This window comes from Xylanibacter ruminicola, from assembly GCF_900142525.1.
GTDB lineage: Bacteria > Bacteroidota > Bacteroidia > Bacteroidales > Bacteroidaceae > Prevotella > Prevotella ruminicola_A.
This window is the reverse complement of sequence record NZ_FRBD01000012.1, coordinates 44,733-59,570: the sequence shown is the minus strand read 5'-3', so window position 1 is coordinate 59,570 and position 14,838 is coordinate 44,733. Positions and strand designations below refer to the sequence as shown.

Genomic DNA, 14,838 nt, shown 5'->3' with positions numbered 1-14,838 from the left:
CTTTTTAATTCCTTTCTATTCCTTTCCATTCTAGTCATCCACTGGTGCAGGCAACAGAGCCAAAGCATCGGCTGCCGACTTGATATTCGTATTGATAGTATCCTCGCGAATCTTTCCGTCGCGCAGATTAATATTACGGCTCGAATACTCGGCAATCTCAGGGTTGTGGGTCACAAAGATAATGGTATGGCCCTGCTTGTAGAGTTCCTGAAACAGCACCAGCATCTCGAACGACGTACGGGTATCGAGGTTACCTGTTGCCTCGTCGGCCAACAGCACTGCTGGGTCGTTAACCAGCGCACGGGCAATGGCTACACGTTGCATCTGTCCGCCCGACATCTGGTTAGACTTGTGATACATACGGTCTTCTAGTCCCACGGCCTTCAGTGCGTCCATCGCTTTCTGGCGACGCTCGCTGGCCGAGATCTCGGAATTATACATCAATGGCAGCTCCACATTCTCCAGAGCTGTGGTCTTAGCCAGCAGATTATAGTTCTGAAACACGAAGCCAATCTTACGGTTACGCAACTTGGCACGCTGAGTCTTCGACATGGTACGTACGGATATACCATCAAGGAAGTACTCACCACTGGTAGGTGTGTCCAGACAGCCCAACTGATTCAGCAGTGTAGACTTGCCTGAGCCCGATGTGCCCTGAATGGTAACAAACTCGCCCTCATAGATCTTGAACGAGACGCCCCTCAAAGCCTTCACCGTCTCACTGCCCACCTGGAAGTAGCGCTTCACATTCTGCAGCTCGATGACTACTTTTTTATTCTCTTCCATCTTTCTTTCTCACTTTCTCACCTTCTCACCTTTAGGGTGCTGGGGGAGCGGCGTTGCCTCCGCTCTTGTTGTTACTCTTGTTATTGTTGTTACGTGGACGTGGCATGAATGGGTTACCGCCCTGCTGCTGTTCAGCCTCGCCAGCGCCACCGCTGATATTGAAGTCTGTAAGAATCTCGGTACCCTCCTTTATGCCGCCGGTAATCTCGGTCATGATGCCGTTGGTGGTACCAATCTCCACCTTGTGGGCCTTAAACACAGTTCCCTCTTTGGTCCACACCTTGTGGTCGCCCTCGCAGTCGTCGATTGTCTCGCCCTTCTGCAGGAATGCCTCGTTAGGCTGGAATCGCAGAGCCTTGGCTGGAGCTGCCAGCACGTCGTTCTTCTCCAGAGTGAAGATGGTAACATTAGCTGTAAGTCCGGGCTTAAGCTTCAGGTCTTTGTTGGGTGCTGATATCACAACCTCGTAAGTAACCACGTTGCTCTCGGTGGTAGCCTGCTGGCGCACCTGAGTCACCAGACCCTCAAAGTGGTCGTCGGGGAAAGCGTCGACGGTGAAGCTCACACGCTGACCTTCCTTTACACCGCCTATGTCAGCCTCGTCAATGTCAGCAATAACACGCATGTTTGTCAGGTCCTGAGCAATCACGAACAGCTCTGGGGTGTTGAACGATGCAGCCACAGTCTGTCCCTCTTCGACTGACTTCGAGAGGATCACACCGTCGATAGGCGATGTGATGGTGGCGTAACCCAGGTTGGTCTGTGCCTTCTGCACACTCTCGCGCGAGGTATTCACCTGCTCCTTAGCCTGCAGATACTGCAGTTTGGCGCTCTCGAATTCATCGGCACTTACCAGTCCCTTCTCGTGTAACTCCTTATACCTATTATAATTAGAGAACTGATAGTTGAGCGAACTCTGGGCACTGCTCAGGTTGGCCTTAGCGGTGTTCAACTCGCTAATCAGGTTGGTGCGGTCCAATTCAGCAATCACCTGTCCTTTCTTCACAACGCTATTGTAGTCAACATACAGATGACTCACGATACCACTCACCTGAGTACCAACGGTTACGCTGGTAACAGGCTCGATAGTTCCAGTAGCTGTAATGCTGGTCTGGATATTGGTTTTCATCACCTTGGCGGTATCGAAGCTGATTTTCTCTTCTTTCTTGCCACCTGCGCATTTCACTATGCCCACAATCACGATAACGGCCACCACGGCTATCGCTATCCATCCTTTCTTTCCGATCTTTTTCATATCCTAACGTTCAATATTTAACGATCAATGTTCAATTATGAATCAGACTTCCTGATTCATAGAAGTGTAGCATCTGCTGGTTGTAGATGGTCTGATACTTAGACTGCAGCTGGTTCTGCTGAGCCGAGAGCAAATTGTCCTTACCCGTCATCAGCTCTACAATGTTCTTCAATCCTAAACGGAACTGCTCTGAGAGCAGGTCGTAGCTCTGCTGCTCGCTCTCGACGGTAGCGCTGGCAGCCTTGTACTTCTGCTGATTAGTCTGTGCATTCAGCCAATAGTCCTGAATGGTAGAATACAGCGTCTTCTGCTGGTCGAGCAGGTCGAGCTGGGCCGACTGCTGCTGAATCTTGGCCTTGTTGACCGATGTCTTGGTAGAACGACCGTCAAAGATGGGCACACTGACTGAGAATCCTGCCATGGCATCGAAGTTGGTCTTCATCTGCTTGCCCCATCCGTTGCTGCTCAGCGAGTTAGTGCTGGTGCCAAAGCTTCCTGATACGCTCACCGTGGGCATCCATCCGGCCTTGGCGATACTCAGGTTCACGTCGCTGCTCTTGATGGCCAGCTTAGAGCGCTCAATCTCAGGGCGCGTTATCAGCGCCTGTTCGTAAACACTCTGCAACGATGGTATCTCCTGCATCACCATGGCGTCGGTAATCTCAGGGATAGCCACATCGAACTCTGTCTCATCAGTAATCTCCAACAGCTGTTTCAGCTGCAGCTTGTAGCTCAGCAACTGGCTCTTGGTCTCCACGATGTTATACTCGTCGGTAGCTCTCTGTGCGCTCAGCTGTGCCAGGTCGGCCTTACTCATCTTGCCAACACTCACCATCTCGCGACCACGTTCCTCATTCTTCTTAGCGGTTTCAAGCATCTGCTCGTTCACCTTCACATTCTCATCCAGATACAGAATCTGAGTGTATATCTGAGCGATACGCTCCTGAATGCTGTTGGCTGTCTCCTGTGTCTGCAGCTCAGCCTCATCCTCGGCTATCTGATTCAGCTTTACGGTGTTGGTCTTCTTACCACCATTCCAAACGGTCCACTGTGCGTTCAACGCGTACGAACCATTATAATAGGTCTTATCCACCTTGGTATTCACCGTTCCGTTGGTAACGGTAGCCACGCCAGCATCTTTCCAGGGCTGATAACCCAGACTCTGGTTGGTCGATGCGTTCAGAGTAGGCAGCAGCGCTCCCTTCGCCCCTTTCAGGTCTTCGGTAGCACTCTGCTTCTGCAGTTTTGACTTCTGCAGAGTTATGTTATTTTCCATTGCGTAGTCTACGCATTCCTGCATAGTCCATTTCTTTTGCGCCGATGCCGAAATTGTCAGCATCATCATACTCAGCACAACTAATCCTTTTTTCATCCTAATCATCATTGATTTCGTCGGCAAAGATAATAACTTTGTCGATAACCACCAAATCTTTTCAACGAATATTTAACGGTTAGTAGATTTTAACCGCCAAATATTCGATAAAATAAAATTTGTTAATACTTTTTTAACTATTGGATATTCCCAAGTTCTTTGATGCGTCGCTCAAAGCTCTCACGATTGTCGAGAGCGCCGTTCTTGATGCGGGCTCGATAGTTGTAAATGGTATTAACCGAGTAATGCAGGAACTCGGCAATCTTCGACGAGTCTTCAATGCCCAGTCGTATCAATGCGAATATACGTATTTCGGTTGCCAGCCTGTTTTCTTCCTTCGGGTGCACCTGCATTTCGGGCTGCAGCAGCGCATTAAAGTCGTTCACGAAGTTGGGGAACAGGTGCAGGAATACCGAGTCGAAGTTCTGGTACAATTCCTCCAGTTCCTTCTCTTTCAACTCGGTCGACTTCGACATGCGGAACAGGTCTTCCAACTCTTTGTTCTTCATCTTCTTGTTCACCATCTTACGATAGTTATCAAGTTTGTCGATGTATTGCGAACACAGACTCATGAATCGGCCGATGTACTCTTCTTTCACCCGGTTACTCTCGGATAATTGAGAATTGAGGGTTGATAATTGAGCATTGAGAGTAGACAGTTCTTCGGTCTGCTTGGCCAGCTGCAAATTGGCCGTATGCAGTTCGGTGTTCTTACCCTTCAGCTCCATTCGGGCGATGTTAAGCTGTCGGTTGCGGCGATGCAGGAATATCAGTACGCCCAGCAGACACAGCAGCAACAAGCTGATGGCCACCAACGTGATACGCAGTTGGGTGGTGGTATCCTCACTCTGGCTTTTGTAGGTTTTGGCAATGTGTGTCAGCAGCGGTGCTATCTGCCAGTTTCGCTGTCGCGACCCGTAGCGGTTGGCGCAGTCGCTGGTAAAGCTGATGTATTCTGATGCCTTGTCGATTTCACCGCTCAGCATCAGCTCGTTGGCCAGCTCCCACATCGACCCCTGATCCATCGCCGCATTATGGATGTCGGCCAGCACCGACTCTACCAGCCAGAACATCATCTGGTCTCTGTCGCCCTGCAGTTTGTATTCTATATAACGGTACAGCGCCACCAGGGCGTAAGGATGCGAGCCCTTCTCTACCGTATTCATCCACTTGTTGTTGATGGCCATTGCCACGTCTAACTTGCCTTCGCCCTGAGCATCCTGTTCCCGTCGCAGGAAACACGACTCATAGGTCTCGGGCATCGTCTGCAGCATCAGTTTCTTGTAGTAGTCGGCCTTGGCCTGGTATCGCTGTTTCATCATGTCAAGCCTTGTGTAGTAGGCCAGCTCACTATATACATTATTATATGCATCGTAGTATGTGCCCAGCGTCAGAGTGTCGACACCCACAGGCTGTATCGAGTCGAGAATGTTCAAAGCCTCATCATACATACCGATGTTTGAGCACCTGATGGCCATCAGCGATCGGCACTTGATGGCGCCTGATGTATCGCCAAGCCCGTCGGCCAGCGCAATACACTTACCGAGGAAATACATGGCCGAGTCGCTCACAAACGGCTTGTATAGTTCGTACAACTGAAAATTTAACTGGTATTTTCCTTTGGCCGACGTCTCGATGTTCAACGCATGCTTCGTCTCACCTATCTTCTTTTCGTGCGCAGCCACGTAGTCAGCCGAGTGCGCAATAGCCTCGTCTATCTGCTTGCAGTAGTCTTCCAAACTCTTTTTACCATCTGCCAGCACCATACCGGCAAATGCGAACAAGAATACTATTAGTAGTCCCTTCTTCATTGTTTATTTTTGTTGTTTCGGGTGCAAATATAAGATTTTTTTTCGTAAATGATACGATTTTATCCATTTTCTTTGTAAATTTGCAACGAAAAAATAAATTTAAGTTAAACTGTGTATGAAGAATCCTTTTTCTGCTGAAAATCGTCAACAGAGACTCCAATCTGCCGATCAGATAGGAAGTGTACTGAAAATTACTTCAGTGCCTACCTACCTTATTGCACTAACAGTGCTGCTCTTGCTGGTGGCATTTATTACCTGGGGGTTCTTGGGCAACGTTTCGGACAAGGTGTATTATAGTGGCGTGGTATTCCCTAACCAAGGCACCACCGATGTGTCGCTGCCTAACAAGGGCATGATACGCACCATGCTGGTGCACAGCGGCGACCACGTGAAGCAAGGACAGTCGGTAGCACTCGTATCCGTGGGCGACAGCTACAGCATACTGACCAGCACCGTTGAGGGAACAGTGATCAGCACCAAGGTTGACAACGAGGAGTTCGAGGCCTTTGAGCCCATAGTGAGCGTGGTAGACAGCATCGACACCGACATCAACCGTACCATTCTGATAGCATACGTTGACAATGCCGGGCAGCGCGACCTGCAGGTGGGCATGAACGCACAGGTGTGGCCCGAAGACGAGAAACGCGACGAGATAGGTTACGTAAGGGGCCGCGTGACACGCATAGACCGATACCCCGTGGCCGCCGAAGTGGTGAAACAGACATTGAAGAGCGACGTGATGACACAACGACTGCTGGAGACGGGCGGCATGATGTATCAGGTGCAGATAGAGCTGCTGCCATCGAAAGATAATCCCAAGGAGTACGACTGGTCGTTCGGCGTGCCCGAAGATGTAAGCATGCACGTAGGCACATACTGCTCGGTGCTGAGCGAGGTAAAACGCCGCAGCATGTTCCAGTATCTGTTTGAATCGGTAAGAACCCGCTTCCGCGCCGTACAACTTAGCACAGAATGAAGATGGACAGCAAGAGAAACAATCAACAGCAGGGCAACGCATCTACCACTGCACTGATAGCTCACTACATGAAAGGTAGTATGGGCTTCATTGTTTTCACGCTCCTGCTGTATGTCATCGACATGGCATCGTATCTGCTGCCTCCATTCTTCCAGCAGGTATTTACCGACAACATCATAACCATGAAGAACCCGGAGTGGTACACGCCGATGATGATATTATACATCATGCTATTTGTTGTGGAACTCACGGCATGGTTATTCATCAACTCCCATCTCAAGAAACACTACAGCAAGCTTAACATCATCGCCTCATCCCGTTTTATCAGCAGTATTCTGCAGATACCGATGAGCGTCATCGACCGATACTCATCGGGCGAGCTGGTGGCACGATATTCAAGTATAGCAAAGATATCGAAAACCATCGACTCGTTCCTCCCCACCATTGTATTATGCCTCCGCCCGTTTCTATGCGCGTGGCTGATGATGCTATACAGTTGGAAACTGGGACTGATTGTGGTCTTCTCGATGGTGGTGCTGGTAATAGTGATGCGAGTAACAGCCAGCTCGCTGAAACAGAAGGCAAAAGGCATGGAAGTTACCGATGCAGAACTCCAGAGCGTGACGATGACCGGCATCAAGAATATGGAAACCATCAAGTCGATGGGAGCCGAGCACGTGTTCTTCGAGAAATGGGATGCGACATACGTCAACTCTCTGAACGCACGCGTACGCTCTAACATGAGTATGATTATAGTAGGTTCGGCTCCACTCTTAGCACTACACCTCTGCAATGCCCTGATTCTATGTCTTGGAGCTTGGTACATACTGCAGGGCGAGCTTACACCTGGTATGCTGCTGGCTACGCAGGGACTGGCCTCAAGTATCATCTTCCCAATAAACAAAACCATCAAGGCTACACAGGCCATATTCAAGTCGCATGCAGCCATGGAGCGTCTGGAAGAGGTAGAGGCCGAAGTAAAAGAGCAGACCATGCAGATTCCGGATGAGGAAGCAGAGTCGAAACAGACAAAACTCAGAGGCGAGATAGAACTCCGCGATGTAACCTTCGGCTACAACAGGAATCTGCCTCCGGTGCTCAGTCATTTCTCGCTGAAGATAGAGGCTGGTCAGAGCGTAGCGTTTGTGGGATTCTCGGGCTGCGGCAAGAGCACCATCGCCAAACTGATATCAGGCCTCTACGAGCCATGGGAGGGCGAGATACTGCTCGACGGCGTACCTATGAAACAGGTGAACCGCGCCCTGCTGATCAACTCGCTGGCGGTAGTGAATCAGGACATCACCCTGTTCGAGGGTTCGATTGCCGACAATATCAAAATGTGGGATGAATCCATAGAGGACTTTGCCATGGTGATGGCTGCCAACGATGCCCAGATACACAAGGAAATAGCCGAGCGACCGGGTGCCTACAAGGCCAGAATGAGCGAGAACGGCAAGAACTTCAGCGGCGGACAGCGACAGCGCATAGAGATAGCCACCGCACTGGCCAAAGACCCCACCATACTGGTTCTTGACGAGGCTACATCGGCACTCGACCCGAAGACCGAGGAACTGGTTATGCAGCATATCAGCAACATGGGAATAACGCAGGTGATGGTGGCTCACCGACTGAGCACCATTCGCGACTGCAACCAGATATACGTGATGGAGAACGGACAGATACTGCAGCACGGCACGCACAGCGAGCTGATGCAGCAGGAGGGTCTGTACAGTAAACTCATGAAATACGCCTGATGCCTATGAAGAGTATATTGTTCGATCAGTTAGTAAAACGCATTGAAGGCGACAGGCAGGCTATGAATCAGGCTGCCGACATTTTCCGTGGGATGATTGACAGGAAAGTATGGCGGCAGATTAATCAGCAACGCGAGATTCCTACCGACATCAACGAGCTGGATGAGGCGCTCTATAATCAGCGCATATTCTTCAGACAGGTAAAACTTGAAGGTCGCTGGTGGGCAACGTGCTCGGGAAAACTTCTGGCCTTCACCTCCGATGGCGATGTGCCCGTCATTCTTACACCGCATTTCTCCGACTACTCATTCCCCGACCCCAAATCGGGAAAGCAGGTCTTTGTACGTCAGCATGCCGACATGTTAAAGCCCGAGGCCTTTACACTGTGCTATCCCCTACCCGACAAGGAGCTTACATTAACATCGTTAATAAGCTACGCCCTGCGACAACTGAACGTATACGACTACGCCTACGCCCTGTTGGCCTGTCTGGGACTGACGCTGCTTACCATGTTTACCCCATACGTATGCAAGCTGCTGTTCAACGAGGTTATTCCATCGGGCGACTCATCGCAGCTTCTGCCCATCACCATACTGCTGTTCAGCGCGGCCTTCGGACTGGTGATGGTTCAGCTCACACGTAACCTGATAGTGATACGTATGAAGGACAAAGTGGAATACAACATGCAAGCGCCACTGATGACACGCCTGTTGATGCTGCCCGCAACGTTCTTCAAGCAGTATGCCCCTGGCGACTTGTCGAACCGCATCCTGTCGGTTGTGCGATTAAGTTCACAAATCACCGAGGACATGCTGTCGACAATGCTCACATTCATGTTTACCGCTGTGCTGTTCATACAGTTCTTCACCTATGGCGGTCAGCTACTCTACACGGGTATCATGATTTTGGCGCTGTATATGCTGGTCATCTACATACAGTATTATTATTGGTCGAAGGTACAGACAAGCGTCAACTCAAACATCTCAAAACTGAAAGGACTGGTGTTCAGCCTTGTTTCGGGAGCGCAGAAGATAAGAACCAATGGAGCCGAGGCAAGGGCATACAAGCACTGGGCACTGGCATACGAGCCATCCGACCCCTTCAGCAGCCGCCATCCACGGATGTTCACCTTCAGCAGTTCACTGAGCTACAACATGCGTCTGCTACCGATGATAGTAACCATGATTGCGGCTTGGCACTACGGACTGGGACTATCCGACTACATCGCCTACTGCAGCGTGCTGGCCATTGCCACCCAAGCTGTAGAGCAGTTCCAGAGCATCATCAAAGAGATGTCGTTGCTGGCTCCCGAAATAAAGCTTTGCAAACCGATACTGCAAACCAAAACAGAGATGCAAGCCAACACGGTGATGATGAAAGACGTGAGTGGAAACATTGACATCAGCGGACTGAAATTCCGCTATGACGAAGATATGCCATACCTGTTCAATGGATTGAACCTGCACATAGCCCCAGGCGACTATGTGGCTCTGGTAGGACCGTCGGGCTGCGGAAAGAGTACGCTGGTAAGACTGATGCTGGGATTCGAACAGGCCGAGAGTGGTTCTATCTTCTACGATCAGCACAACCTCAACGACATCAGCAAGCCCAGTCTGCGACAGAACTGCGTGAGTATCTGCCTGCAAGACGGCAACCTGGTGGAGGGAACCATTCGCGAAAACATCCTGTTTGGTAATACCGGACTGAGCGATGACGATGTGTGGGAGGCCGTACGCCAAGTGGCACTCGAAGACGATATCAAACGCATGCCAAACGGACTCGACACGCACATATCGGCCGACGGACAAGGTGTATCAGGTGGTCAGCGCCAGCGCATTCTGATAGCACGCGCCTTGATACGCAAACCAAAGATTCTGTTCCTCGACGAGGCAACATCGGCACTCGACAATATCAGTCAGCACATCATCACCGAAAATCTGGCCAAGATGAAGTGCACACGCATCACCATTGCCCACCGCATGAGCACCATCCGCGAGTGCAACCGCATCATCGTGCTGAACGACGGGCGCGTGGCCGAAGACGGCAGTTACGAAAAGCTGATGGCCAAGGGCGGACTGCTGAGTGAGATGATTAAACGTCAGAAACTATGATGAAGAAATTAAGATATACCGGTGTTATCATACTGCTGCTGGGCTGCCAGGCCATCGGCCGCGCACAGAGTCTGCAGCAGGTGATAGCCATGGCACAAGACAGCGCCATCACCGCCTTCCAGAGCCGGTATGAATATGACTCTAGAAAGGCACAATACGAAGAGTTCGAGGCGCTACGCAAACCTCAGGTGTACTTGGATGTTATGCCAAACTACTCGCGAGTGATAAGCGACCCGACGCGAAACTACGTGTATCTACGAAACTACGACCGTCTGTCGGCATCGGCACAACTAAAGCTGACACAAAAGGTACTGAACTGGGGAGGTGAGGCCTATATGGGTTCACAAGCCATGTGGAGCGAATATTTTGCCAACGACAAGAACAGCTATCCGCGTGATTTCGTGGCTACCCCGATACTGCTAGGATACCGCCAGTCACTGCTAGGATACAACCCCTACCGCTGGGAGAAGCTTGTGGAAGACCAACGACTGAAGGCTGCACAACAGCAACATAGCTACGAACTGCACCTGATAGCAGAAGAAGCCACACGACGTTTTTTCAGACTGGTATGTGCACAGGGTATATTAGATATGTGTGAGCGCAACAAGCAGACAGCCGACACGCTTTATGCTATCGCCAAGGAGAAAGCCAGCATTGCCATGGTGACGCTGGCAGAACTACGCTCATTGGAGTTACAGCGATTAAACGCCAGCAATGCGCTGTTTACCGCCAGAAACGAAGAGCAAGTTGCTCGCGAAGCACTGAAATCGTATCTCAAGGTAGACAAATTGAACTTGCGTATGACCGTGCCCGACGCGCCCCGACCACTGGATATGACTACTGATGTGGCATTGCAGTTGGCCAAGTCGAACAGCCCCGTTTTCCAGCACCAGAAGGCTCTGCTGCTAGAGGCTGCCCACCAGCAGCAAAAGGCGAAAAACGAAAAGGGCATCAACGTGGGACTGGACGTTAACGTGGGTTTTCAGCAGCTAGGTAGTAACCTAGGCGAGGCCTATCGTAGTCAGCAGTTCTACATGCTGGGAGCAGTTACTGTAAGTGTGCCCCTGATGGACCACGGTGCAGCCAAGAAACGCTACGAGGCTGCCACAGCATGGACGGCTCGCGAGACAAGCGCCCTGGACGAGGTGGAGCGGGCTCTATGCGAGGATGTGCTTACCACACTCCAAAACCTGCAATCACATCAGCAACTGCTGGAGCATACGGATCAGGCCGTAAAAATGGCAGACGAAGTGTTTGAACTGAATGCCGAGAACTATGCCAATGGTATCTGCGACATCAACACCTACTCGCTGGCACAGAGTCGACGTGACAATGCCTATAACCAGCACCTTACGGCGCTAGAGAAATATTGGACCACATATTATCATTTACTTACACTTACCCAACATGAATAAATATCTGTCATTATGCATATTATTGCTGGCTTCGGCAGCATGCAGTAATCATAGTAAAGAGGCTGACCGTTCGGCTGAGGCTGCTGGCACTAATCCTGGGGATTCAGTTGCCAATATCAAGTCTGCAGGTACGAAGAGTCTGCAACAGGCCATCAACCGCGACGGCTTTTCGAGCAAAGGCACCATACAGGCTGTAACCGAGGTGCCCGTCTACAGCAGAATCAATGAGCAGATAGTGGCATTCAATGTGGAGATGGGTCAGCGAATTAAGAAGGGACAGGTAGTGGTGCGACTCAGTCAGGCTGCACTGCACGACCAGATTGTGCGCTGTAAAGCCGAACTGGAACATGCCGAGTACCAATATCAGGCCATCCTGATGGGCCAGGGCTACAAACGCCATGAGTTGGAACAGGCTTCGGACGATATCAAGCGCCAGGCTCGTATCAACAGTGGCTATAACACCGCCAAAGCTTCGCTACAGCAATTGGAGCACCAGCTATCTTATTGTACCATCGCTGCTCCTATTTCTGGTGCCGTAAGCAGAATAGAAGCTGCCTTGTATGGTGCTGCCACTCCAGGTACACCTCTTTTCTATATGGTTGACACAGAACATCTGAAGGTGTGTTTCGATGTACTGGAAAGCGAGTTCCAGAATTTTCAGATTGGTACTAAGATCCAGGTTGTCTCGATAGCCTATCCATCCGAAAGCCATTCGGCTGTTGTAACGGCTATCAGTCCGGTGATAGAGAAAAACGGCATGGTGCATCTTGAAGCCCAACTGTCACCTCACCCGCATCTGATGCCTGGCATGACTGCCATCGTCACATTGGCAAAACCATCGTAACAACCAAACAAAAGGAGCTTGCATCACTGCAAACTCCTTTTTACGTGTATTTCTGGTAAATCAATCTTTTGAACTACTAATTACTAACTAATATCAACTATGTATGTACCTAAAACAATTGTTATGTATGAGTATGAAACCTTATTCTAGTCTGAATGTGCATTTGGTTGAGAGCTTGTTGGATGCAGTGCCAAGGTGTGCCTCGTATTTACCTGCGTCGGCACGCCACTGGCTTGTTGCCTCATCGTAATAACTCAGCGCATCGGCATTGATGGTGAGTGTTACATTCTGAGTCTCGCCTGGTTGCAGATAAACCTTCTGGAAGGCCTTCAGCTCCTTAACAGGGCGATCGATCTTGCTCTTAACAGCAGAGATATAAAGCTGAACCGTCTCACTACCTGCACAACTGCCTGTATTAGTGACTGGTACAGTGAAACTGATGGTGCCATCGGCAGCCATCTGCTGTTTATCGGCTACGGCCTTACCCATCTTAAAGGTGGTATAACTCAAACCGTGGCCAAAGGCAAACAGTGGCTTCAAACCATTGGCATCGGTGTAGCGATAGCCCACGTAGATGCCTTCCTTATATTCTTCGTCTATAATCTTATAATCCTCGCGCCAGGTGCCGGGATAGCTGCCTGTGGCGTGAGCACCACACTGATTGAGTGAAGCATACCATGTGAATGGCAGCTTACCTGATGGATTCACATCGCCAGCAAGTACCGATGCGATAGCCTCGCCTGCCTCACTACCGATGAACCAAGCCTGAACCACAACAGGCACTTTATTGATCCAAGGAAGAGCAGCTCCGTTACCCGAAATGTTTACATAAACCAGACGTGGGTTTACCTTGAGGATGGCCTCGATAACCTCGTTCTGGGCATAAGGCAGATCGTAGCCCTGGCGATCATGTCCCTCACAGTCCTGATGGTCGCTCTTGTTGAGTCCACCCACGAAAATAACCACATCGGCCTGCTTAGCCTTCTCAACAGCCTCGGCAGTGAGTTCGGCCTGGGTGCGAGTCTCGTAGAGCGAACGTCCAACCTTTACGCCATTATAGCTCTGAACGGTATCGCCCACGTAACCACGGGCGTAATCCACACCACCGAATCGGGCACTGATACCGTCGAGGGGGAGGATTTCCTTCTGCGCTTTAAGCGAAGAAGAACCTCCACCGACGGTCATCATTTTTATGGCATTTTCGCCAACAACCAGAATCTTTTTTGTTTTATTTATATTAAGTGGTAATAGATTGTCATCGTTCTTGAGCAGCACAATGCCCTCCTGAGCTATCTTGAGTGCAGCCTCGTAGTGACTCTCTGAGCAGAGGAAACCGTAAGGCTTCTGACGGTTCATGGTGGTGCGATAGAACAAACGCAGCACGCGGCGAACCTTCTCATCGAGTTCCTTAGTGGTGTACTTGCCCTCCTGAATGAGTTTCTTGTAGGGCAAAGCCATATAATAATTGTCGTATGCATTGGTGGCACCCATGGTGAGTCCATCAGTCCACGATCCGAACTCCAGGTCGAGTCCGTTCTTGATGGCCTCCTCGGTATCATGACAGCCGCCCCAGTCGCTGATGACTACGCCATCGAAGCCCCAGTCCTTCTTCAGAATCTTATTGAGCATAGTGGCATTGTGGCAGTTGTGCACACCCTGATAGAGGTTGTAGGCCCCCATGATGGACCATGCCCCACCCTCCTGCACGGCAGCCTTGAAGGCTGGCAGGTATATTTCGTGCAGGGCGCGGTCGCTAATAACCACGTTGACCTGATGACGATACTCCTCGTCGTTGTTCAGTGCATAGTGCTTGACGCAGGCAGCAACGCCCTTTGACTGCAGGCCCTGAACGTAAGGCACCACCATGCGCGATGCCAGCCAGGGGTCTTCGCCCATATATTCAAAGTTACGTCCGCCCAATGGTGTGCGATAGATATTGACGCCAGGACCCAACATCACATTCTTATTGCGATACAGAGCCTCTTCAGCCAGACTCTCGCCATACAGGCGTGCCAGCTGAGGGTTCCATGTAGCAGCCAGACAGGTGAGCGCAGGGAAAGCCACACACGAGTCGTTAGTCTGTCCAGCCTGCTCCCACTCGTCCCACAACACATCGGGACGAACACCGTGAGGACCATCATCAGTCCAGAGATCGGGGAATCCAAGACGCTTTACGCCCGGACTACTAAATTTACTCTGCGCGTGTATGACGGCAATCTTCTCATCGAGAGTCATGCGACTCAGCGCATCGTCAATGCGCTGCTCTATATTTTTCGACTCGTCGAGATAAACAGGAGTCGTCTGGGCTTGCGCCATTACCGGCATCAGAAACGACATCATAATAGTTATTTTTTTCATCATCTGGCTTTAAATTTATCGTGGTGCAAAATTACACAAAATAATAACACCCATTTACTACATATAGAAAGAAAAGTGGACAACAAAAGCAAGCCAAACAAACCAAATCACTGAAATACAGACAATTACATTCTTTGTTGTTTTCACTTTAAGTGG

General features: G+C 50.4%; 10 protein-coding genes. 5 read left to right on the top strand and 5 right to left on the bottom strand.

Features of this window, described 5'->3' with window-relative positions; genetic code table 11:
• Positions 1 to 30: 30 nt before the first annotated feature.
• From BUB86_RS08895 to BUB86_RS08880, 4 genes are all read right to left on the bottom strand, one after another.
• A complete protein-coding gene (locus tag BUB86_RS08895) occupies positions 31 to 786 on the bottom strand; it encodes an ABC transporter ATP-binding protein (RefSeq protein WP_073208583.1) in 756 nt (251 codons plus the stop codon).
• A gap of 31 nt (positions 787 to 817) precedes the next feature.
• Positions 818 to 2,041 carry an efflux RND transporter periplasmic adaptor subunit gene (locus tag BUB86_RS08890; RefSeq protein ID WP_073208581.1) on the bottom strand — a complete coding sequence of 408 codons (1,224 nt, stop codon included), beginning with the start codon at positions 2,039 to 2,041 and terminating at the stop codon, positions 818 to 820.
• Between the two features lie 31 nt (positions 2,042 to 2,072).
• Entirely contained in the window at positions 2,073 to 3,413 is a 1,341-nt protein-coding gene (locus BUB86_RS08885) for a TolC family protein (RefSeq protein WP_073208579.1), read from the bottom strand.
• A 137-nt stretch (positions 3,414 to 3,550) separates the two neighbouring features.
• Positions 3,551 to 5,224 (bottom strand): DUF6377 domain-containing protein, encoded by a 1,674-nt coding sequence (locus tag BUB86_RS08880; RefSeq protein WP_073208577.1) that lies wholly within the window; start codon positions 5,222 to 5,224, stop codon positions 3,551 to 3,553.
• Between the two features lie 115 nt (positions 5,225 to 5,339).
• Here BUB86_RS08880 and BUB86_RS08875 point away from each other — a divergent pair, with 115 nt between their 5' ends.
• From BUB86_RS08875 to BUB86_RS08855, 5 genes are read left to right on the top strand one after another with little or no spacing between them, the layout of a single operon-like run.
• Positions 5,340 to 6,200, top strand: a complete 861-nt coding sequence (locus BUB86_RS08875) for a biotin/lipoyl-containing protein (protein ID WP_073208575.1) — start codon at positions 5,340 to 5,342, stop codon at positions 6,198 to 6,200.
• 2 nt (positions 6,201 to 6,202) lie between these two features.
• The gene (locus BUB86_RS08870; RefSeq protein ID WP_175549465.1) at positions 6,203 to 7,954 is read left to right on the top strand and encodes an ABC transporter transmembrane domain-containing protein; all 1,752 of its coding nucleotides are present in this window, start codon (positions 6,203 to 6,205) and stop codon (positions 7,952 to 7,954) included.
• A gap of 5 nt (positions 7,955 to 7,959) precedes the next feature.
• Positions 7,960 to 10,065, top strand: coding sequence for an ATP-binding cassette domain-containing protein (locus BUB86_RS08865; protein ID WP_175549464.1), 2,106 nt, complete (start codon positions 7,960 to 7,962; stop codon positions 10,063 to 10,065).
• Entirely contained in the window at positions 10,062 to 11,480 is a 1,419-nt protein-coding gene (locus tag BUB86_RS08860; protein WP_073208569.1) for a TolC family protein, read from the top strand. The genes BUB86_RS08865 and BUB86_RS08860 overlap by 4 nt, the downstream gene beginning before the upstream one ends.
• Positions 11,473 to 12,324, top strand: coding sequence for an efflux RND transporter periplasmic adaptor subunit (locus BUB86_RS08855; protein ID WP_081373178.1), 852 nt, complete (start codon positions 11,473 to 11,475; stop codon positions 12,322 to 12,324). The genes BUB86_RS08860 and BUB86_RS08855 overlap by 8 nt, the downstream gene beginning before the upstream one ends.
• Before the next feature lie 141 nt (positions 12,325 to 12,465).
• Here the strand turns inward: BUB86_RS08855 and BUB86_RS08850 are convergent, their stop codons facing one another.
• On the bottom strand, positions 12,466 to 14,682 hold the full coding sequence (locus tag BUB86_RS08850) for a glycoside hydrolase family 3 C-terminal domain-containing protein (protein ID WP_073208699.1): 2,217 nt from the start codon (positions 14,680 to 14,682) through the stop codon (positions 12,466 to 12,468).
• Positions 14,683 to 14,838: the final 156 nt, after the last annotated feature.

Bases quoted from the DNA above. Each gene is read 5' to 3' on its own strand.
- BUB86_RS08895 (WP_073208583.1), bottom strand. From the start codon at position 786: ATGGAAGAGAATAAAAAAGTAGTCATCGAGCTGCAGAATGTGAAGCGC.
- BUB86_RS08890 (WP_073208581.1), bottom strand. From the start codon at position 2,041: ATGAAAAAGATCGGAAAGAAAGGATGGATAGCGATAGCCGTGGTGGCC.
- BUB86_RS08885 (WP_073208579.1), bottom strand. From the start codon at position 3,413: ATGAAAAAAGGATTAGTTGTGCTGAGTATGATGATGCTGACAATTTCG.
- BUB86_RS08880 (WP_073208577.1), bottom strand. From the start codon at position 5,224: ATGAAGAAGGGACTACTAATAGTATTCTTGTTCGCATTTGCCGGTATG.
- BUB86_RS08875 (WP_073208575.1), top strand. From the start codon at position 5,340: ATGAAGAATCCTTTTTCTGCTGAAAATCGTCAACAGAGACTCCAATCT.
- BUB86_RS08870 (WP_175549465.1), top strand. From the start codon at position 6,203: ATGGACAGCAAGAGAAACAATCAACAGCAGGGCAACGCATCTACCACT.
- BUB86_RS08865 (WP_175549464.1), top strand. From the start codon at position 7,960: ATGAAGAGTATATTGTTCGATCAGTTAGTAAAACGCATTGAAGGCGAC.
- BUB86_RS08860 (WP_073208569.1), top strand. From the start codon at position 10,062: ATGATGAAGAAATTAAGATATACCGGTGTTATCATACTGCTGCTGGGC.
- BUB86_RS08855 (WP_081373178.1), top strand. From the start codon at position 11,473: ATGAATAAATATCTGTCATTATGCATATTATTGCTGGCTTCGGCAGCA.
- BUB86_RS08850 (WP_073208699.1), bottom strand. From the start codon at position 14,682: ATGAAAAAAATAACTATTATGATGTCGTTTCTGATGCCGGTAATGGCG.